The sequence below is a fragment of the Paenibacillus sp. FSL R5-0407 genome, from assembly GCF_038009185.1.
Taxonomy (GTDB): domain Bacteria; phylum Bacillota; class Bacilli; order Paenibacillales; family Paenibacillaceae; genus Fontibacillus; species Fontibacillus vini.
Map to the genome: position 1 here is coordinate 1092568 of NZ_JBBPAX010000002.1, position 18306 is coordinate 1110873.

An 18306-nucleotide genomic window follows, 5' to 3' on the forward strand; every position below is an offset into this window, starting at 1 on the left:
TGAATTATTCACTTATCCGACATATCCTGGTTTATAAATAACACTGATGTCCGAATCGATAAGCTTGACCTCATTACTTGCGGCAAATGCCGATTCTGCAAAAGTTATACCAAAAATCAGAGTAAACACCATCAATCCAGCAAATAGTTTTTTCATTGCTTTCACAGGTCTCTCTCCTCTTTTTTTAGATTTTTGCTCCGCGGTCAAACCGATAAAAAAACATACGTAGACTAGAGATTATCAAGACCTAAATTTAAGAAAGATAGATATATTAAAGGGTTTCACATATTAGTCATGACTAATATGTGAAACCCTTTATGTTCAACTATCGTTTCCCGTTAGATCAACAAGAATAGGGTTATCATGTATTATAATAACGGAAATTTAATGAAGGGTAGTGTTTTTTAATTGAAAACTTTTTATTGTGATCTGGAAATCACTTTAAATGTCATTGGCGGGAAGTGGAGGCCTCTTATTCTGTATTATTTAATAAAAGGTCCTAAACGGACCGGTGAATTGAAAAGGCTCATACCCACAATATCTCAGAAAATGTTAGTCCAGACGTTGCGGGAGTTGGAGAGTGCTAATTTGATTATAAGAAAAATGTACAATCAGGTACCACCAAAAGTGGAATATTCAATATCAGAAATGGGTATGTCACTTGAACCCACTTTGCGAGCTCTTTGTGATTGGGGCCAAAATTATGCAGAGAAGAACTGGAGCAAGGATGAATATCGGAGATTAAATGTCGAATAGAGTAATTTATTTGACCCATTTATTCTGCACTCCATCACAATTATCACTTTTTAGTTACTATATAACCTAAAAGTACGTACTATTTTAAAAGTTATAGATGGAACATAATAAGACTTGTGGCCATGAAGAAAATCAAAGAATTAATAAAAGGAGTCGTATGTAGGTCGATAAGTTTTTGGAGGTGCGTTATGAAATTTGGCTTTATTGGTGCTGGAACAGTTGCTCAAACGCTAGCGAAACATCTATTGCTTCACGGTCATGAAGTTATTCTCAGTAATAGCCGTGGTCCCGAAACGCTCTCAGATCTGATAAGCTCGCTCGGTGCTGGCGCAAAATCCGGAACACCGTCAGAAGCAGCTAAGCAGGACTTTGTAATATTATGCGTGCCGTGGGCGCAAATGCCTGCTGCTTTGTCAATGGTTCCTGACTGGACAGGCCGCGTTCTTATTGATGCTACCAACCGTTTTGAAAATACGGAACCTCTACTTGGTGAATGGTCAGGAAAGAATTCAAGTGAAATCGTAGCCCAATATGCTCCGGGTGCTCATGTAATTAAAGCTTTTAACAGTGTTCCGATGGAATGGATTAAGGATTACACGGAAGAGAAGCCGAAGACTGTCCTGTTCATGTCCGGTGACGACATCCAGGTAAAACAAGTCTTGAAAGAAATTTGGGAGAAGATTGGCTTTGCCTGTATTGATCTTGGATCCTTGAGCCAGGGCGGTCTGCTGCAGCAAATAGGAGGACCTCTCGCCGGATTGAATTTAAATCTGCTGGATCAATACACTGTACGATAACGTTATTCTATACTGCACTGGTTTATCAATAAAAGTTCAAAGGGGTTACTAATATGGGTAAAATACTTATTACTGGAGCAACGGGTAATCTTGGCAGCAGGACGCTAAACCTTCTTCTTAAAAAGGTTCCGGCAAATCAGGTCGCTGTATTGGTACGTGATCCGCAATCCGAAAAAATCGAAAGGTTTGTTAAAGAAGGTGTGGAGGCCCATCAGGGCGACTATTTTGATTATAGCTCCCTTCTGCGCGCTTTTAATGGTGTTGACAAAGTCATGCTTATCTCCGCGCAAGCATTTACCGATCGTAATACGCAACATTTCAATGTCATCGCAGCTGCAAAGCAGGCTGGTGTTAAACAAGTGATCTACACGTCGATCATTCGAAAAGAAAATTCAAATCTTATTTTGCCCGAAGTAACGATGTCAGACTTATTTGCTGAACAAACGCTTAGAGCATCCGGATTAGACTATACCATTCTGCGGAATCCACCGTACCTTGAAACCTTGCATATGTACTTCGGAGATGCGCTTAAAGCCGGCGTGCGAGTACCAGAGGGTTCCGGCAAAGTTGCCGCTGCATCTCTGGATGATTTGGCGGCAGCTAACGTATCCGTTCTCACCCAACACGGGCACGAAAATAAGACTTACACTCTAAGTGGCAGCGAGGGAAGCTCTTTTGCAGACATCGCTGAAGCCCTCTCGGAGATTAGTGAGATGAATATCCCTTATGAGGCAGTTAGCGAAAAAGAATATATAGACTCTATGGTAGCGAATGGCTTGCCTGTTTTCATGACTGATTTTTTATTAGGCTGGGTGCGAGGAGTCAACACTGGAGAATTTTCGGAGACATCCGGGGATCTTGAACGTCTGATTGGCCGAAAACCAATGACATACAAGGAATTCTTTAAATATCAGTTTTCTATAGTTGAAGATTGAAAGCTGGGTATGTTTTAGACTAAATTTGAAAAAGAAACAGCGACAGCCAAGGACGAGAAAATTGACTGTCGCTATTTTATTGAGCTAACGTCTTTCAAATCCTCTGATAAACCTCCGCATATGAAAACTCAAGTTGTTCTCGCAATTTTTTTTTTCAACTTCGAGCTTCTTCATCTTACGTTTTAGCGAAGCAATGATGGCGTCCTTATTGTTTTCATCCATTTCTCGCTGATTTGTTTTGGTGTCGGCACTTGAGCTTGCTGCTGACGAAGCGATTCAATGCGTTAGGTTCTTTTGATTTTTCTCCGCAATTTCGTCGCGGCCGTATTGTTTGGCAACATTTATCATTTTCGAGGTCGATTGAATATGAATTTCGTACTTAGGTACGTCCATGTCAGAGAGACCTACAGCTAAGTTTTTATAAGGGCTTCCGCCGTTACAAGTTAAACAGGGGGGGCCTCCGCGTATGGGAAATTTCCGTTTACACGGGCCCGCCAGGAGCCGTAGGGATTATCAATCGCTTTTAGTTTTTGATCACGCCAGAGCGTTTCCAGGATATCGTATGGGATTTTCTCATCCTTATGGATCTCATGGATTTTCCCATTCAATACGATTAATCTATCTGCTCCGCCGTTAAGCATCTTAATAGCATAGGTATGACGAAATTGATGAGTTTTAAAGTGCAGGTGAGGCGGATTCTTGCTGGGGGTCTAATCGCTTCCCCTGTTAGGTCTAGCCGGCAAATTGCCGCTAACCCTAATCGGAACGGGATGCGCTGCCATTTACTTTTAATCCCGCATCCGACTTCAAGACGCGGGTTGCAAGGAATCCCCAGCAACACCACAAAGGGAGGCTACCATATAGGCAGCCTCCCTTTGATTTGAACCTTGGTCTTGAACAATTCGCTCATGTGATAGAGCAACTAAATTATTTCAATCCGAACCCGCGCCGCTGCAAAAACTCCCGCATATGAAGCCGGGCCGGCTGGGCTAGCTTCTCCGCCATCAGCACGGACCAAGGCGTATCCTTCGCCCCTCCGGTCCGCTCCCGCAAGTATTTCACCATGGTGTCATCGTACTGCTCCACGCCGATTTCCGAGCGCTCGCGGTCATACTCGTTCCAATGCAGCACCGCTTCCTGCGGCAGCCGCGGCCGTAGGCCCGGCTCCTGATCGGGATAACCGACACACATCCCGAACACCGGATACGCCAGTTCCGGGAGGGCGAGCAGTTCGGCGACTTCCTCACTCCGGTTGCGGATCCCGCCGATGTATACGATGCCCAGCCCGAGCGACTCTGCGGCAACTGCCGCGTTCTGGGCGGCCAAAGCTGCATCGACTGTAGCGACGATGAAATTCTCCGTCGTATCCTCATAGGTCTCCCGCTCCGGCAAATGCCGTCCGGATGCGGATTTTAGCCGGGATAAATCCCCGCACCAGACCAGGAACACGGGACATTCCGCGATGTAGCTCTGATGGCCGCACAGCTCCTCCAACTTGTCCTTCCGTGCCTGATCGGTTACCGCGATCACACTGTACGCCTGAACGTTACTTGAGCTGGATGCCGCTTGGGCGGCCCCGACGATGGCTTCTATCTGCTCCCGGGTGACCGGCTGTGCGCTGTATTTTCGGATGGAGCGGTGATTCTTAAGCTGATTAATGACCTCATTCATTCCGACTTCACTCCCAAACCCCATAATTTGCTTGCATCGCTTGTTTAACATAGGTTTCCGAAAAGCCTTTCCGGATATCCCTATATCCCTGTCTTCCCTACGTTATTCAACGAATCCCTTAATATAAGCAACCTATTATTAGTATGAAACCTTCAACACCGGTACGCAAGGTCATATGATTACTTCAAGGCTAAGGGGTTTAGGCGGTTAGTAAATTCTTATTAGATGGCACTTATATCATACATTCGGCCGGCAACACTTAATTACGAACTCCAAACGGTTCCTTTCAGCAACATAAATATCGCCATTACCCATACGACAACTGCTGAAACCTGATTCATCCGCCTCAAAAGTACTCCGCTGCGGCTCACTCGGCCAACGATTCTACCTGCTAGCGAGAGTGCGACGAACCAAATCCACGATGTGAGGATGACCGCCAGCGTAAATCCCGTCTTGGCATTCCCTTCATAGCTCAATGAGCTTGCCCCAATCACTCCAATGGTGTCCATAATGGCGTGCGGGTTCAACAAAGAGACCGACATGGCGAACATAACCTGTTTTTTGGCCGTAAGGCCCGCCGTTTCCTCCATGCCCTTCACCGGAGTGCTTTTCCAGATCGACCATCCTATGTAAATCATAAAACCCGCTCCAGCGGTGAAAAGAATCAACTTGAGCCATTCCAACGTGAATACAATGACCGATACACCCAGTACCGCCAGCAGAATAAGAACGGTATCGCATAGAGCCGCCGTAATGACGGCTGGCCAGGCACGGGTCCATTTCCCTCCGGCCGCCCCTTGATTAAAAATAAATATATTTTGTACGCCGAGCGGCAATATTAATCCGAAGGCCAATACCAAGCCGTGAATAAAAGCAATTCCCATCATCTCTTTTTCTCCTCTTTCTCTCATCAATAAAAGTTTTATAGCCTGATCAGAATTCCATTTTAACGTCAAGTTGCAAACTTGGCTCCATCCATTTGGCTGGATATAAAACCAACCAAGCTAACCATTTGATATATAATGCTAAGAGACATGTCTTAACACTTCCCAAGGAGAACTTTACCGTGGAAAAACCATTGTGGCGGCCCGACCGCAACTCATCGATACCTTTGCATCTGCAAATCACCGAATACCTCCGGGACAAAATCGCCGGCGGCGAATGGACGGTCGGCACGCGCCTTCCTTCACAACGCAGTCTGGCTGAGAGCTTCGGCGTAAACCGAAGCACCGTTGTCGCTGCCCTTGGAGAACTCACCGCGGCCGGCATGATCGAAGGCGGGCGAGGCGGCGGCACCAAAGTCGTGAATCACACCTGGGGCGTATTGGCCTCCACCCCTCCGCCCGACTGGAACGCTTATGTCAGTGCCGGGATACATTATCCCAATTTGCCGGCCGTCCAGGAAATTAACCGATCCGAGTTCCACCCAGGCTTGCTGCGCCTGGGAACTGGAGAACTTTCTCCTGAGCTGCTTCCCCGGGAGGAAATGAGCCGGCTCCTGCGTCGCATGGCCGACCATGTCCCCGATTTGGGCTACGGGGAACCGAATGGCGACCTCTTCCTGCGCGAATTACTTGCTTCCCGGATGAATAGCCAAGGTATTAAGGCCTCACCGGAAGGTATTCTGATCGTGTCCGGCGCGCTGCAGGCATTGCAACTGATCTCGGTCGGACTGCTGCAGCGGGGATCGACCGTACTCTTGGAACGGCCGTCCTATCTATATTCGGTACCTGTATTTCAATCGGCCGGAATGAAGCTCCAAGGGGTACCAATGGACGAAGAGGGGCTGCGTCCCGAGCTCGTAGCTCCTTATGCCAAGCAATATGGAGGCGCGTTACTTTACACGATTCCCACCTTTCACAACCCGACCGGTATCGTCATGAGCCAACAACGCCGGAATCGGCTCCTTGAAGTGTGTCAAAAGGCAGGATTACCTATCCTTGAAGATGACGTTTACCGGGACCTATGGCTTGACGCCCCCCCACCCGCTCCATTGAAAGCGGGAGACTCCAGCGGTGTTGTGCTGTACATGAGCAGCCTCTCCAAAACGTTAAGCCCGGGGCTTCGTATCGGCTGGATTACCGGACCGCAGCCCGTCATCGAGCGGCTGGCCGACATCAAGATGCAAAGCGATTACGGTTCCAGCGCTTTCTCGCAGCGGTTGGCAGCGGAGTGTCTGTCAAGCGGCATGTACGATGCCCATATGGAAAGCCTGCGGACAAAGCTGCGACTACGGAGACAAGCTGCGTTGGACTCTCTGCGAAGACATTTCGGCGAAGGTTTGGCCGAATGGAGCACTCCCAATGGAGGGTTCTATATCTGGCTAAAGCTGAATCGGACCGTTGCACCAAGAAAGCTGTTCGATGCCGCACTGAAACAGGGAATCCTGATCAATCCGGGCCATCTATATGACCCGGAAGCAGGCAACCGGATAAGAATTTCTTATGCCTATGCTTCCTTGGATGAATTGGAATCCGGCCTCGCCCGTCTGGCGGAGATTGTCGCTTCATTGTAGGCTTTGGCGTTAATGCCTGCCATCGGCCGGATTTTTCCGGGAATAAAGTCTTATTTTGGGCTCCTTTCGCCCTGGTTTGGCGGCTGCGGGGAAACTTATGCTTTTTCCGTAACGTCTATATGCTTGAAAGGGGGTTATCTCATGAGGGTCAAACCAATCGCGGTAGTTCTGCTAGCTTCATCCATTCTGCTGATGAGCGCTTGCGGCAGCGATAAAGACGGCGGATCCGCCACGTATGCCGAACCCGGCAACACCGCGCAAACAAACGGCCAGGAGATAATCAACAAAGAGAATTTCACAGATGTGTCCGTCAATCCGGACGAGTCTCAAGAGCAGCCGGAAGGGACGGCCGGACAACTGTACAGCCTTGCTTTTCAGGCTATGTTTTCCTTGGATGAAGGTTTGAACGGAAATATGGAATACATTGCTTTGGACTTAAGCGAGCTGACTCAACTCACGGATCAGGACAAGACGTATATCCTCGATTCCTTTGCGGACTATGAAGTGACGGTGCGGGATGCGACTTTCGAGGAGCTGGCGCAGGAAGAGGAGAACTTCGAGGATAGCATGTCGCTGTCCGGCGTACTCCTTCAGGTCAAAAAGGTAGATGTCGGCGAAGATTCCGCCGTGATCGAAGGCTCAAAGTACCGGTCCGGTACTGGAGCAGTGGGAACTAAAATTACATTGAAACTGGAAGACGGAACATGGAACGTGACCGATTCAAGTATGACGTGGATCAGTTAAAGCCGATTCATTAAAAGCATAAAAAAGGAAGCAAGCGGACTTAAGATCACTGTAAACTGGTACCCTTGTCAAGGACACTTAAAAAAGAGAAGGCTTAGGCAACAGACAATAGATGATTCCTGTACTGAACAGGGGTCATCTTTTTTAATCCCCATTGATACCTGTGATGGTTGTAATATTGAATATAGCGGTCAATTTCGTCTTGCAACTCTTCAAAAGTGATGCAACCTCGACTATCTACATGGTCTTTCATGTGGCCAAAAAATGACTCCTGCGGGGCGTTGTCCCAACAGTTTCCTCGTCTGGACATGGACTGACCTAAACCTTTCTGCTTCAATAGCTTTTGGTACGTGGGGCTTGTATAATGGCTTCCCTGATCTGAGTGGATGAAAGCCTCTTTATGTAATTTAACACGTCTTTGTTTCATGAGTTTATCTATAGTTTGAGTGGCAATGGATAAATCAATTCGCTTTGAAAGATGATGTGCCAGTAGTTCCCCCGTAGAAGCATCCAATATAGTCGACAAATAGCCTACCTCCGTACGGTTGTAGGGAAGATACGTAATGTCGGTAAGCAAGACGAACCCCGGAATACCCTTCTTGAAATTCCTCTGTAACTGGTTAGGAAGGGTTCGATGCTCCAGGGTAGCTTTGGCCATACGTTTGTAGGGGTTCGGCTTTCTATGCGGACACACCAGGTTTAGTTTTTTCATTAACCGGCGGATTCTCTTTAGGTTGTAGGTGATACCAAATTCATTCTGAAGAACCATCTTTATGGAGCGAGACCCCTTTTTGAACCCTCTCCAATAGAATGCTTTCTTAATCCAGCCACCTGCCACGACGTCGAGTCTTGCACGTTCTAAGCGGGCGTCTGCAGCCTTTACATAGCTGTAATACCCCGAACGAGATACGTTAAGGAGTTTACAAAGATAGCGAGTCATACGCCCAAGGCCTTGGTCTACGGCCTCTGCAATTAACTCAAATAATTTAGTTTTGCTCAGATTCATTCCTTTTGCTACCAACAACCTTTCGTTCGAGTCTAGCTTTTTTAGTAGTTCAAGTTGGGACTCCAGGAGTTTGATCCGAGCATCTTGCTTGGCAATGACCTCCTCTTGCGTCAGTTCTCGCTGCAAGGGACGCCCCGAGCTGCCTTTACGAGAATCCGTTAAGCCAACGATTCCATCGCGTTTATACGCTCTCCGCCAACGATCAGCACACTGTTTTATACGACTCATCCCTATGACATTTACATCAAATCCATTGGCCTCAAAAATCTCCCTAGGCGTTTTTTGTAACATATTTTGATCGATGAAAAGCTGCTTAAATTCATCTGAATAAGTTATGGCCTTCGCACTTACATTCACCACGTACTTGTTTTGTGATAGGACCTCACGGTCCTCTTCGGTAAATCTCTTCTTGCTCATGCAATCCCCCCCCCCCGATGCTTATTCCAGTATACAAAAAGGTACCCACAGCCTGAACACCTTTTTTCAAAGTGTCCAAACTATGGGTACCAGTTTACTGGTCTGCCTGCTTCTTTTTTTATTTCATTGTGTTTCGCTGCCGCAATTCATTCAAGTTAGTTTACAATATATTGAAAAAGTGATATCATATAAATATCAAATTAATATTCCTTACGAAGGAGTGCTTAGGCATGATCAAAGAAAAAGAACTTACGTATATGAACGGCTTTGTGGCCCTGCTATTCATTCTGGCGATTACGGGGGCCGGCGTGTATCTCATTACGCTCGAGGACGTCCTCCCGCTTATCGCAGGCATAGCGGCTTGTATTGTAGCCTTCGTGCTGCTCACCGGATTAACGATCGTGCAGCCGAATCAGTCTAATGTCGTTACTTTCTTCGGGCGTTATGTCGGCGTCATTCGCAAGAGCGGGTTCTACCTCGCGGTCCCTTTTTCCACCCGCAGAAGAGTGTCCCTGCGCGTTCGCAACTTCAACAGCGCCAAGCTGAAGGTAAATGATGTCGGCGGGAATCCGATCGAGATTGCTGCTGTCGTTGTTTTCTCGGTGGTCGATTCGGCTAAAGCACTGTTCGAAGTGGATGAGTACGAAACATTCGTTGAGATTCAAAGCGAGACCGCTCTGCGCCATGTAGCAAGCAAATATCCATACGATCAACCGGACACCACCGGCTTCTCGCTTCGCGCCAATACGGAAGAGATCGCATTGGAACTGACTGAAGAATTGCAGAAGCGCCTTGAGATTGCAGGCGTCAAAGTTATAGAATCCCGCCTGACCCATTTGGCTTACTCGACCGAAATCGCAAGCGCCATGCTGCAGCGCCAGCAGGCCGAAGCCATCATTGCCGCCCGGGAGAAAATCGTCGACGGCGCGGTTACCATGGTTCAAATGGCGATTGCCCGTCTGCAAAACGACAATGTGCTTGAACTGGATGACGAACGGAAAGCTGCCATGATTAACAACCTGCTCGTTGCCGTCGTATCCGACCGTTCCGCCCAGCCGGTCATTAATACGAGCAGCTTGTATTAAGGGGCCCCATTTATATGGCCGGAAAAAAGAGCTTTCCGCTGCGCCTGGACCCGACCCTTTACGCCGCTTTGGAGCGCTGGGCAGCTGACGAGTTCCGAAGCGTAAACGGTCATATTGAATTTCTGCTCCGGGAAGCTTTACGTAAAGAGGGCCGTCTCCCTTCTCCAAGCAAGATGGCCGTCAAGGAGGATAAGAACGATGCAGACCACTAAGAAGATCCGCAAGCCATGGTGGGTATCGAAATCGACCGCCCTTCTGCAGGAGTTCGCGCATACTTCAAAAGGAGCCTACGTTCCATCGTCATTCAAAGGCTGGAAATACACGGGTCAGCATGTAACAATTCCATTGGCTCAAGGATTGGGAACGATTGTAGTTACCGTGACGGATTCCAACTCTAATTCGGCGGGCCAGTTAGCTGTCAGTATGAAATACAGCTATTCTCCCCGGCGTAAATTGGAATTCCATTTGCGCAAGGTGAATCGGCCTCTCTTTATGCCTTTTCATCCGCAACTTCGTCCCGTCACCTTGCCCAATTCGGCCATGAATAAGGCGTTCCATGCCAAAGCCTCCCATCCGAGCCTGCTTCGTTCCCTTCTAAAACAAGATGGATTGTATGAGGTGCTCGAAAGTCAGCCTGGCTCCTATATAAGGCTTCAGCTTAAGGATCAAAAAGCGGTTCTACGATTATCCGAAGACAGCAAAAACCTGGACACCCACTCCCTGGAGAGAGGCGTTAAGCTAATGAAGCATTTTATCGCCGGACTTCACGAACAAGGCTTTATCCGTGAGAAAATATATAATAAAAAACAGGGGCCGGTTTCATAACCGGTCCCTGTTTCTCTATACATACTAGGGGTATATTTGGAACGACAGAATGCATCTGTCTTAGACTACATCATACCCTTGATCTTCGATCGCTTCTTTGATGGCTTCCACAGTCAGTTTACTTTCGTCGTAGGACACCTCAACACTTTTTGCCGAAAGATCCACTTTGGCCGATGCGCCAAGCTCCTTCATAGCTCCCTCGATCGAATTAACGCAATGATTGCACGACATACCTTCCACTTGCAAAGTCACATTAGACATTCTATATTCCTCCTAATAAATTTATTTATTGGGTAATTTATTTATTTCATTAATTTATTCACCGTGATCAGCAGTTCGTCTACGACTTCCATTTCGCCCGCCTGAATGCGTTCAATAACGCAGCTCTTCATATGTCCTTCCAGAAGCAGCTTGCCTACGCTGTTCAATGCGGATTGGACCGCCGCGATCTGATTCAGGACATCATCACAGTAAGTATCCTTCTCGATCATGCCTTTAATCCCGCGAATTTGCCCTTCGATCCGGTTAAGCCGACTTGTCAGATTGCCCTTGACCGCTGCCGAGTGATGACTGTGTCGCCCGTGAGCGTCACTCTCGCAACAGTTGTCCGCAGCATCGTGATTCGTATTCTTAGGCTCAAGTTCAGCAGCCATTCTTCTCCTCCTCTCACCCGCCTGCAATCCACAGACCGGCGTCCATTGGTTTACCTTACAAGTTCATTATATTATACCCCTTAGGGGTATGTAAAGTACTTTAATAACATTTCCCCCTATATAAGTTGAACTATTAAAATGGATGTAGGCAAGCACGTAAAATATTTCTGCCATCTCGTTGCCTGCCTGCATCCCCTTCTTCAATTCATCTTATTTAGCATTAGCTCTTGCTTCAGTTAATTATTCACCCTATAGACATTCACTTGATTAGCTAATGCAAACTGCAATGAGCCCCGCCTGTCCGACGACAAGCGGGGCTCGATATTTATTTATTTGATGATTTAATCGATCATCCCGTTCTTATCCAGCATGCGCTGGATAAGCGCGGCAGCTTCGCCTCTTGTCAAGGCTTGCTTCGGCATCAGCATACCATCCGGTGACCCTTCCAGAACGCCGATATTGACGAGCTTTTCGGCTGCAGCGCGTGCCCAGTCCGGCAAGCTGTCCAGATCCTTGAACAACAAGCCCGGAGCCGTTGACGAGCTTGATTGGGCCGTACCCGGGAATTCCTCTGCTTCTATAGCCCGAGCGATGACAGCAATGGCCTCCTGACGGCTGATTGCTTGGCGGGGATGGAAATTCCCGGCAGCATCTCCCTGGATCAATCCGTGTTCCGCCGCCAGTGCAAGCGGAGCATGGAACCAGTCCGTGTCGCTGACATCCCCGAAGACCGTGACCGGAACAGAAGGATCATAAAGTCCTAGCGCTCTTGTCATCAGAACGGCAAACGCTGCGCGCTCCATAGGTGCTTCCGGGGAATACTGCCCTTCCGCTGTTCCCGTGGTAATCAGCCTGGATGCCAAATCATGAACAGCTTCATTGGACCAATGGGAGGACGCATCCGCAAATAATACCCGCTTGGATATCAGAGCAAACGAACCATTATACATGCTCTTCAACACCGCATGGCGACTGCCGTCTTCAAGAGTCTCGATCCGGGTCGGCACCGGGATTACGGTATCATCCTTCCCAATAAAGACGCCGGTCGTTGCATCATTAGCCTGCTCCGGAGGAACAGGTAAGCTTCTCTGCACATATCGGCCCCACTTCTCTATCGAATGAATGTGTTCCCCGATTTGAATGACCCCTTTAAATTCAACTGGAGAAAGAAGCGCCATAAAATGCTGTTCTGCCTCCGCACGAGCAAGCTGCTTCTGCACTTCGCCCGTGCCTCCGCCCAATGTGAAGGTAACTATAGCCTGATCGTCAGCTTCTTTAACTGTCTCAGCCCCATAGCGCTCAAAAGATTCGGCTAGCTCCGCCGCTGCGAATCGGAAACCGCCGAGCGGGGAACGCAGCTCCATGGAGCCTTTCCGTTCGGCGAACAATTCAGCAGCTTGGGCGTCCATACTCAGCTCAACAAGATCAGCTTGCTGCTCAAGTATGAGGATCAGGCTCGAATCACTCCCGGTCATTTCCAACGTGGCCTTTAATTTAGCGGAATCCAGCCTAAGCGATACAACTTGCTGATTTCCATCGTTGCGAAGCCCGGCATGGACGAGGCCTTCCTGAGGCTGAAGGTTTAAAAGCACCTGGAGATCAAACTGCCTCGCAGGCGGCTGTGACACACTTCCACCCGAAGGCTGTCCAGACCTCTCAGGCCCACTTCCTCCGCCCGTACCAGGACGATCCGGTCCTTCTCCGGGGTAACCCGGCCCTTCGCCCGGATCATCCGGTCCCTCTCCCGGGTTGCCCGGCCCTTCGCCTGGATCATCCGGTCCTTCTCCCGGGTTGCCCCCAGGCACGCTGTCCCGGATCAAGGCGATCAGATACTCCTGTTCCTGGCCATCCGGCGTCGACACGGAAACCAAAAGATAGGCTGCCTCTTCTACTAGAGTTATCTCTTCACTAGGCTCTCCAAAAACCAGTAGAATCGGTCCCTGCAGGAGCTGTCCGGTCATATCGTAGACACTGGCCGTCACACTGGCATCCGTGTCGTAGACGTCCGCCGTGACTGAAAGCCGATCCGTAGCTTCATCAAGCCTAAGGTCGTAAGTATATTCGTAGCAGTTGAAACCGGGATTCAATGCCAATCCGCTCTCTTGCGTCGACTGCACGGATAATTGCCGCAGGGTCGGATCGTGCAGCGGAGCAGGCGGTCTCGTCTTCACGCTTAGCATCGGATAAACGCTCTTGTTCCCTGTGCTATCCTTGACAATGACATTGAAATAGTAGGTTTGGTCCGGGACAAGCAGCTGCAACGCAGCACTCGTCTGATTTTTTTCATAGGTTCCCAGAGCCATCCCGTTTTGCTCAACCTCCTCAACCGTGCTTAAGTTATCCCTGCCCGACACATACAACCTGTACTCCAGTTCGTCCGAATCATCAAGATTATCGGATGCAGCTGCCCATTGCAGCTCTATGGAATCAGTTGTAACTTCAATTGCCTTGATCAGGCCTCCCGGAACCGGAGCTGTAGTATCCAGAAAAGCCTTGCTTAACACGGGAACAGTGCTCGTACTCCAAGTTCCGTCACCAAGCTGACCATAACCGTTGTATCCCCAGCCCCAGACGCGCATGTCCTTCGTCATAGCCAAGCTGTGAAAGCCGCCGGCTGAGATATCGATTACGGAGGTCAAATCTGAAATCCGGGCAGGAACTCTATCGCTGGCTGTGCCCGTACGCCCAAGCTGACCGTAATTTCCCAACCCCCAACTCCAGACGTTACCATCCGCATCCAGGGCAAGGCTGTGATAGCCTCCCCCGGCGATGTCTACTATATTTTCCAGATTTAAAACCTTCACCGGTTTACTCCGATTAGTTATCGTTCCATCCCCTAATTCGCCCTGACGGTTAGAGCCCCAAGCCCATACCGTACCGTCCTGCTTGACTGCCAGCGAGTGCGATCCGCCCACGGCAATCAGGCTGACATCGCTAAGGCCCGAAACCTGCACCGGCAGGAGCTTGTCCGCGAACGTCCCGTCACCAAGTTCTCCATTCTGGTTCGTTCCCCATGCCCAGACGGTCCCGTCCTCTTTCAGGGCCAAGCTGTAATAGCCTCCGGCAGCAATCGCAGCAACTTGATCCAATCCCTGAACCTGGACCGGAACATTACGCAACGTCTTAGTCCCGTCTCCCAGCTCGCCGCTGTCATTCTCCCCCCATGTCCACACTGTGCCGTCCTCGGCAAGCGCCATGCTATGGTAGCCCAGCCTGCCCGATATAGCCGTAATTCGGGTACCTTCCAAGGCCGTGACCTTTGTCGGAACAGCCGTGTTGACGAAGGTTCCGATCCCGAGCTGGCCGTTCTCGTTCATCCCCCACGTCCAGACAGTTCCGTCGGCCCGAAGCGCCATGGAACTGCGTACACCCGAATCAATCTCCATAATCTGGTCCAGATCTGTGACGATGCCAGGAGTGTTTCGATTATTACTCATTCCATTGCCCAACTGTCCCCTGTCGTTCCCTCCCCAGCTGTACACTTGACCTTCACTAGCCAGAGCTACCGTATGATAGTAACCGGCAACCAGCTTTGGAGGCATTGCCGAGGCCGAAAACACCTTAGGCGAATTGCCCATCAACTGCAAATGTACGATAAGCAAGCTTATGCACAGTACGATTTTTCCGATACGCTGTCTCATATTCCCCTCCTGAAATTGATCTATCAGGAAGAGGCTATCAAAATAAATGGATTGAAAGAATTGACATTCGTTAACTTTCCTTAAAATTCTTCGTATAATCATTCTATAATCTACTTTATTCGACACTGTCAGCTATATATTCAGGTTACCGGATAGAAATTAAGATGAGCGAGGTAAGTCTATGCGCCGAACGGCAAGTCCTTTGTTAAAAACCAAATTGTTCGTTCCCGAATCGAAGAGCCGCCTGGTTCAGCGGGAGCACCTGGTTAATTCGATCTCCGAGGGCTTCCGGCAAGGAAAACGCCTTGTCGCTGTTGTAGCCCCAGCCGGCTACGGCAAGTCCACCCTGCTCGCCCAATGGGCCCATCATGCCGGAATGCCCAGCGCCTGGCTATCCGTCGATGCACGGGATAATGACCCTGCCCGCTTCTGGAGATACTTTGCCGCCTCGATAGCCTCAGCACTGCCCGAGCAACACCGTCGACAGCTTGAAACCAATTGCCAGTGGGAGGCCGGGGTCTCCATCTATACTTTTCTGGATGCCCTGATTAGTGGACTTCCCGAAGAAACGGATCAAAAACATGCATTCGCGCTTCTTCTGGATGATCTGCACGAAATCACCGAACGCTCCATTCTTGACGGATTGTCTTATCTGTTCGATTATATACCGGATTCGATGCATGTGATTCTGTCCTCTCGCTCGGAACTTATGATACCCGGAATAAAAAGGCTGGCAAATGGAGAAGCCATGGTGGTTGGATTGAGCCAGCTCCAATTCACAGCGAGCGAAACCGAAAGTCTATTTCACTTGGTTAACGGGGAGCTTCAGCTAGAATGGACTTCCTCCCAACTGGACGAGCTTCAGCAGAAGACGGAGGGATGGATTACCGGACTGCAGCTTCATCTCCTCTCCTTATCGCGCCGCACCAGCAACGAGAACCTCATGAGCCCGCTCTCCGGCGGAGAGACGTTTATTTCCGATTATTTGTTCCAAGAGGTTTTGCACTCGCTTCCTGACGGTTTGCATGACTTCCTCCTTCGGACCTCCGTACTGTCCAGAATAGATGCTTCGGCCTGCAATGCGCTGACCGGACGACGCGACGGCAGGCAGCAACTGAATGAGCTTCAGCGATTGAATTTGTTCCTGATCCCGCTTGATGGAACGCGGACCTGGTTCCGTTATCACCACCTGTTCGCGCAATTTCTACAAGGCCAGCTTCGACGCAGGAATGAGGAAGAGTATGCCGCAATGCACCGGGCAGCCGGGTTATATTTTTCAAAAAACGGCCTCATGGAGGATGCCATTGACCACCTGTTTGAAGCCAATGAAAATGCGCTCGCCATCCAAGCTCTGGAGCAGCACCTTCCCTTAGCGCTCAGGCAAGGGGATTTATCAACACTTATGAATTGGTATCGCAAAATTCCTGATACCTACTCCATGACGCTTGAGCTTTCCTTGCTCCACTCCTTCCTGCTTGTGTTGGCCGGTGATCTGGAGCGCTCCGAACGGGTATTGGAGCGACTGGAGGAGGAAATTGACGGGCTAAGTCCTTCCAACCACCAGGACCAGCTTCGAAGCAGCTTATTGTTCGTTCGCTCCAATTTGGTCTTTTTGAATGGGGACTTTTCCGGGTGGCTCGCCTTCAGTGAAAAGATACGGAATCATCTCGCTCCGGACAACCCGGTCTTTTACCAATTTGACTATAACCGCCAAGAGCCTTATGTCCGCCGTACCTCGTTGGGTATGAAAGGGATGCTGTCCGAAGAAACCGAAAAAGTCGGAAAATTGTTCATCGGAGTATTGGAAGGCCACGGCTGGAAGAGCTCCCTCCTCAACCTGTACGTGAAGCAATGTCTAGCTGAAGGCTACTATGAGTGGAATCGCCTGGCGGACTCCCGAGAACTGCTGATGCAGCTGCGAAACTCGGACAGACTGCAAGGGACGCCAGGCCTGCTTATTCCGGTTCTTCTCACCGAGGCGCGGCTGCATGCAGCCGAAGGCAAATCCGCTTTGGCGTACCATACACTGGACGAAGCGGCTGAAGCTGCCGCAGCTTGCATACATGACGGAAGACGCTGGGATCACTATGTACGAGCCGTACGGAGCAATTTATATTTACGGGACGGTCGGCTGGGTGAGGCAAAAAAAGAACTGGCCCCCTTGCATAGCGGTTCCGGGAGCAAACCGGTATACCGCCGGGAGACCGAGTTTCTTGCGTTGGCTCGGCTGCTTTGGAGGCAGCGCAAGGAAGCTGAAGCTCTGCCGATGCTCGAACTGCTCAAGCTGCAAGCGGAGCGAGAGCAGCAGATCGCCAGCCTTGTGGAGATCATCTGCCTTCAGGCATTGCTTGAAGCTCAGCGGGGACAGCGTCTGCTTTCCCTGAGGCTTATAGAGGAAGCGCTCGTTCTCGGCAAAAACAACGGCTACCGCAGAACCTTTATGGATGAAGGAACGGACATGCGGCGGCTGCTAAAGACTTACCTTGCCGATCGGTACAATATGCGCGCTTCGTCTGACTCCGACCAAGGAATATCGCAGCAGGAGGCTCTCCTTGAATATGTGGAGAAGCTGATTCATGACTTTTCTGACACGCCGGACATTCCTGCGCTTCAGAACCTCTCGGTGCCGGACCTTCTCGAGCCCTTGAGCGGCAAAGAGCTTCTCCTGCTGGAACAGCTCCGCCTCGGAGCGACCAACAAGCAGATGGCGGCAGCGCTCGGATTATCCGAAGGCACCATTCGCGTGTACTTGTCCCGCCTGTACGAGAAACTGGGCGTATCTACCCGCACCCAAGCACTGGTTAAAACCCAGAGCCTGCCATTGCCCGGGGGAAGTATATTGAGCGATTAGTTGCTCTTTGGTGGTTATATAAAGAGTCGAGGCCCCTGCTGGGCGTACTGCAAAAAAAGCCGTAGTCTCCTTATAAGGAGACTACGGCTTTAATCATATTACTGCTTCCCTTAACGAGCCTTTTCTTACTGGTAACCCCAGATCATCGTGAACAGCGTACCGAACACGGTCACCAGGCCGACGAACAAAGCGTAAGCGATATTCGTATACAACGCCTTTTTGGAGCCATCCTCACCGATGTGCATAAACAGGATAAGCTGTACTCCCATTTGGATGACCGCACTTACGAGGAGAATACTCATTCCGGCAGCTACCGACAAATCGAAGAAAACAACGGATAAGGCAAAAATGGACAGGATCAATGAGAACAAATATCCCATGACGTGTTTAACAGGGAATAGTTTTTTCAT

The 18306-nt window shown here is 49.6% G+C and carries 17 protein-coding genes and 1 pseudogene; 9 read left to right on the forward strand and 9 right to left on the reverse strand.

Annotated features, from left to right (window positions below):
* Positions 1 to 12: 12 nt before the first annotated feature.
* Positions 13 to 165, reverse strand: coding sequence for a hypothetical protein (locus NYE70_RS24090; protein WP_290408623.1), 153 nt, complete (start codon positions 163 to 165; stop codon positions 13 to 15).
* A gap of 243 nt (positions 166 to 408) precedes the next feature.
* Between NYE70_RS24090 and NYE70_RS24095 the strand changes: the two genes are divergently transcribed.
* From NYE70_RS24095 to NYE70_RS24105, 3 genes are all read left to right on the forward strand, one after another.
* Positions 409 to 756: a winged helix-turn-helix transcriptional regulator gene (locus tag NYE70_RS24095; RefSeq protein ID WP_341048639.1), complete on the forward strand. Its 348-nt coding sequence runs from the start codon at positions 409 to 411 to the stop codon at positions 754 to 756.
* A 188-nt stretch (positions 757 to 944) separates the two neighbouring features.
* Positions 945 to 1553: an NADPH-dependent F420 reductase gene (locus tag NYE70_RS24100; RefSeq protein WP_290408625.1), complete on the forward strand. Its 609-nt coding sequence runs from the start codon at positions 945 to 947 to the stop codon at positions 1551 to 1553.
* A gap of 53 nt (positions 1554 to 1606) precedes the next feature.
* A complete protein-coding gene (locus NYE70_RS24105) occupies positions 1607 to 2488 on the forward strand; it encodes an SDR family oxidoreductase (protein WP_290408626.1) in 882 nt (293 codons plus the stop codon).
* A 94-nt stretch (positions 2489 to 2582) separates the two neighbouring features.
* Here NYE70_RS24105 and NYE70_RS24110 read toward each other — a convergent pair.
* From NYE70_RS24110 to NYE70_RS24125, 3 genes and pseudogenes are all read right to left on the reverse strand, one after another.
* Positions 2583 to 2772, reverse strand: a pseudogene (locus NYE70_RS24110) (DUF6262 family protein); the annotation flags it as partial.
* Positions 2773 to 3415: 643 nt separating this feature from the next.
* Positions 3416 to 4159, reverse strand: a complete 744-nt coding sequence (gene nfsA, locus NYE70_RS24120; protein WP_290408627.1) for an oxygen-insensitive NADPH nitroreductase — start codon at positions 4157 to 4159, stop codon at positions 3416 to 3418.
* A gap of 263 nt (positions 4160 to 4422) precedes the next feature.
* Positions 4423 to 5046, reverse strand: coding sequence for a LysE/ArgO family amino acid transporter (locus tag NYE70_RS24125; protein WP_341048641.1), 624 nt, complete (start codon positions 5044 to 5046; stop codon positions 4423 to 4425).
* A 179-nt stretch (positions 5047 to 5225) separates the two neighbouring features.
* Between NYE70_RS24125 and NYE70_RS24130 the strand changes: the two genes are divergently transcribed.
* Both NYE70_RS24130 and NYE70_RS24135 read left to right on the forward strand, forming a co-directional pair.
* Positions 5226 to 6674 carry an aminotransferase-like domain-containing protein gene (locus tag NYE70_RS24130; protein ID WP_290408628.1) on the forward strand — a complete coding sequence of 483 codons (1449 nt, stop codon included), beginning with the start codon at positions 5226 to 5228 and terminating at the stop codon, positions 6672 to 6674.
* A 141-nt stretch (positions 6675 to 6815) separates the two neighbouring features.
* Positions 6816 to 7418 carry a hypothetical protein gene (locus NYE70_RS24135; RefSeq protein WP_290408629.1) on the forward strand — a complete coding sequence of 201 codons (603 nt, stop codon included), beginning with the start codon at positions 6816 to 6818 and terminating at the stop codon, positions 7416 to 7418.
* 94 nt (positions 7419 to 7512) lie between these two features.
* Here the strand turns inward: NYE70_RS24135 and NYE70_RS24140 are convergent, their stop codons facing one another.
* Positions 7513 to 8841: an IS3 family transposase gene (locus NYE70_RS24140; RefSeq protein WP_211026252.1), complete on the reverse strand. Its 1329-nt coding sequence runs from the start codon at positions 8839 to 8841 to the stop codon at positions 7513 to 7515.
* Between the two features lie 230 nt (positions 8842 to 9071).
* Between NYE70_RS24140 and NYE70_RS24145 the strand changes: the two genes are divergently transcribed.
* From NYE70_RS24145 to NYE70_RS24155, 3 genes are read left to right on the forward strand one after another with little or no spacing between them, the layout of a single operon-like run.
* The gene (locus NYE70_RS24145) at positions 9072 to 9926 is read left to right on the forward strand and encodes an SPFH domain-containing protein (protein ID WP_247681779.1); all 855 of its coding nucleotides are present in this window, start codon (positions 9072 to 9074) and stop codon (positions 9924 to 9926) included.
* Positions 9927 to 9940: 14 nt separating this feature from the next.
* Entirely contained in the window at positions 9941 to 10138 is a 198-nt protein-coding gene (locus tag NYE70_RS24150) for a toxin-antitoxin system HicB family antitoxin (protein WP_211022239.1), read from the forward strand.
* Positions 10125 to 10751, forward strand: a complete 627-nt coding sequence (locus NYE70_RS24155) for a hypothetical protein (protein WP_290408733.1) — start codon at positions 10125 to 10127, stop codon at positions 10749 to 10751. The genes NYE70_RS24150 and NYE70_RS24155 overlap by 14 nt, the downstream gene beginning before the upstream one ends.
* A gap of 60 nt (positions 10752 to 10811) precedes the next feature.
* Here the strand turns inward: NYE70_RS24155 and copZ are convergent, their stop codons facing one another.
* The 3 genes from copZ to NYE70_RS24170 form a co-directional block, all read right to left on the reverse strand.
* Positions 10812 to 11012: a copper chaperone CopZ gene (gene copZ, locus NYE70_RS24160; protein ID WP_290408732.1), complete on the reverse strand. Its 201-nt coding sequence runs from the start codon at positions 11010 to 11012 to the stop codon at positions 10812 to 10814.
* 41 nt (positions 11013 to 11053) lie between these two features.
* Positions 11054 to 11404, reverse strand: coding sequence for a metal-sensitive transcriptional regulator (locus NYE70_RS24165; RefSeq protein ID WP_244861460.1), 351 nt, complete (start codon positions 11402 to 11404; stop codon positions 11054 to 11056).
* Positions 11405 to 11745: 341 nt separating this feature from the next.
* Positions 11746 to 15045, reverse strand: coding sequence for an RCC1 domain-containing protein (locus NYE70_RS24170; protein WP_341048643.1), 3300 nt, complete (start codon positions 15043 to 15045; stop codon positions 11746 to 11748).
* Between the two features lie 181 nt (positions 15046 to 15226).
* Here NYE70_RS24170 and NYE70_RS24175 point away from each other — a divergent pair, with 181 nt between their 5' ends.
* Positions 15227 to 17896 carry a LuxR C-terminal-related transcriptional regulator gene (locus NYE70_RS24175; RefSeq protein WP_341048644.1) on the forward strand — a complete coding sequence of 890 codons (2670 nt, stop codon included), beginning with the start codon at positions 15227 to 15229 and terminating at the stop codon, positions 17894 to 17896.
* 125 nt (positions 17897 to 18021) lie between these two features.
* Here NYE70_RS24175 and qoxD read toward each other — a convergent pair whose 3' ends face one another.
* Positions 18022 to 18306 (reverse strand): cytochrome aa3 quinol oxidase subunit IV, encoded by a 285-nt coding sequence (gene qoxD, locus NYE70_RS24180; RefSeq protein ID WP_341048645.1) that lies wholly within the window; start codon positions 18304 to 18306, stop codon positions 18022 to 18024.

Bases quoted from the DNA above. Each gene is read 5' to 3' on its own strand.
- NYE70_RS24100 (WP_290408625.1), top strand. From the start codon at position 945: ATGAAATTTGGCTTTATTGGTGCTGGAACAGTTGCTCAAACGCTAGCG.
- NYE70_RS24105 (WP_290408626.1), top strand. From the start codon at position 1,607: ATGGGTAAAATACTTATTACTGGAGCAACGGGTAATCTTGGCAGCAGG.
- nfsA (WP_290408627.1), bottom strand. From the start codon at position 4,159: ATGAATGAGGTCATTAATCAGCTTAAGAATCACCGCTCCATCCGAAAA.
- NYE70_RS24125 (WP_341048641.1), bottom strand. From the start codon at position 5,046: ATGATGGGAATTGCTTTTATTCACGGCTTGGTATTGGCCTTCGGATTA.
- NYE70_RS24135 (WP_290408629.1), top strand. From the start codon at position 6,816: ATGAGGGTCAAACCAATCGCGGTAGTTCTGCTAGCTTCATCCATTCTG.
- NYE70_RS24140 (WP_211026252.1), bottom strand. From the start codon at position 8,841: ATGAGCAAGAAGAGATTTACCGAAGAGGACCGTGAGGTCCTATCACAA.
- NYE70_RS24145 (WP_247681779.1), top strand. From the start codon at position 9,072: ATGATCAAAGAAAAAGAACTTACGTATATGAACGGCTTTGTGGCCCTG.
- NYE70_RS24150 (WP_211022239.1), top strand. From the start codon at position 9,941: ATGGCCGGAAAAAAGAGCTTTCCGCTGCGCCTGGACCCGACCCTTTAC.
- NYE70_RS24155 (WP_290408733.1), top strand. From the start codon at position 10,125: ATGCAGACCACTAAGAAGATCCGCAAGCCATGGTGGGTATCGAAATCG.
- copZ (WP_290408732.1), bottom strand. From the start codon at position 11,012: ATGTCTAATGTGACTTTGCAAGTGGAAGGTATGTCGTGCAATCATTGC.
- NYE70_RS24165 (WP_244861460.1), bottom strand. From the start codon at position 11,404: ATGGCTGCTGAACTTGAGCCTAAGAATACGAATCACGATGCTGCGGAC.
- NYE70_RS24170 (WP_341048643.1), bottom strand. From the start codon at position 15,045: ATGAGACAGCGTATCGGAAAAATCGTACTGTGCATAAGCTTGCTTATC.
- NYE70_RS24175 (WP_341048644.1), top strand. From the start codon at position 15,227: ATGCGCCGAACGGCAAGTCCTTTGTTAAAAACCAAATTGTTCGTTCCC.
- qoxD (WP_341048645.1), bottom strand. From the start codon at position 18,306: ATGAAAAAACTATTCCCTGTTAAACACGTCATGGGATATTTGTTCTCA.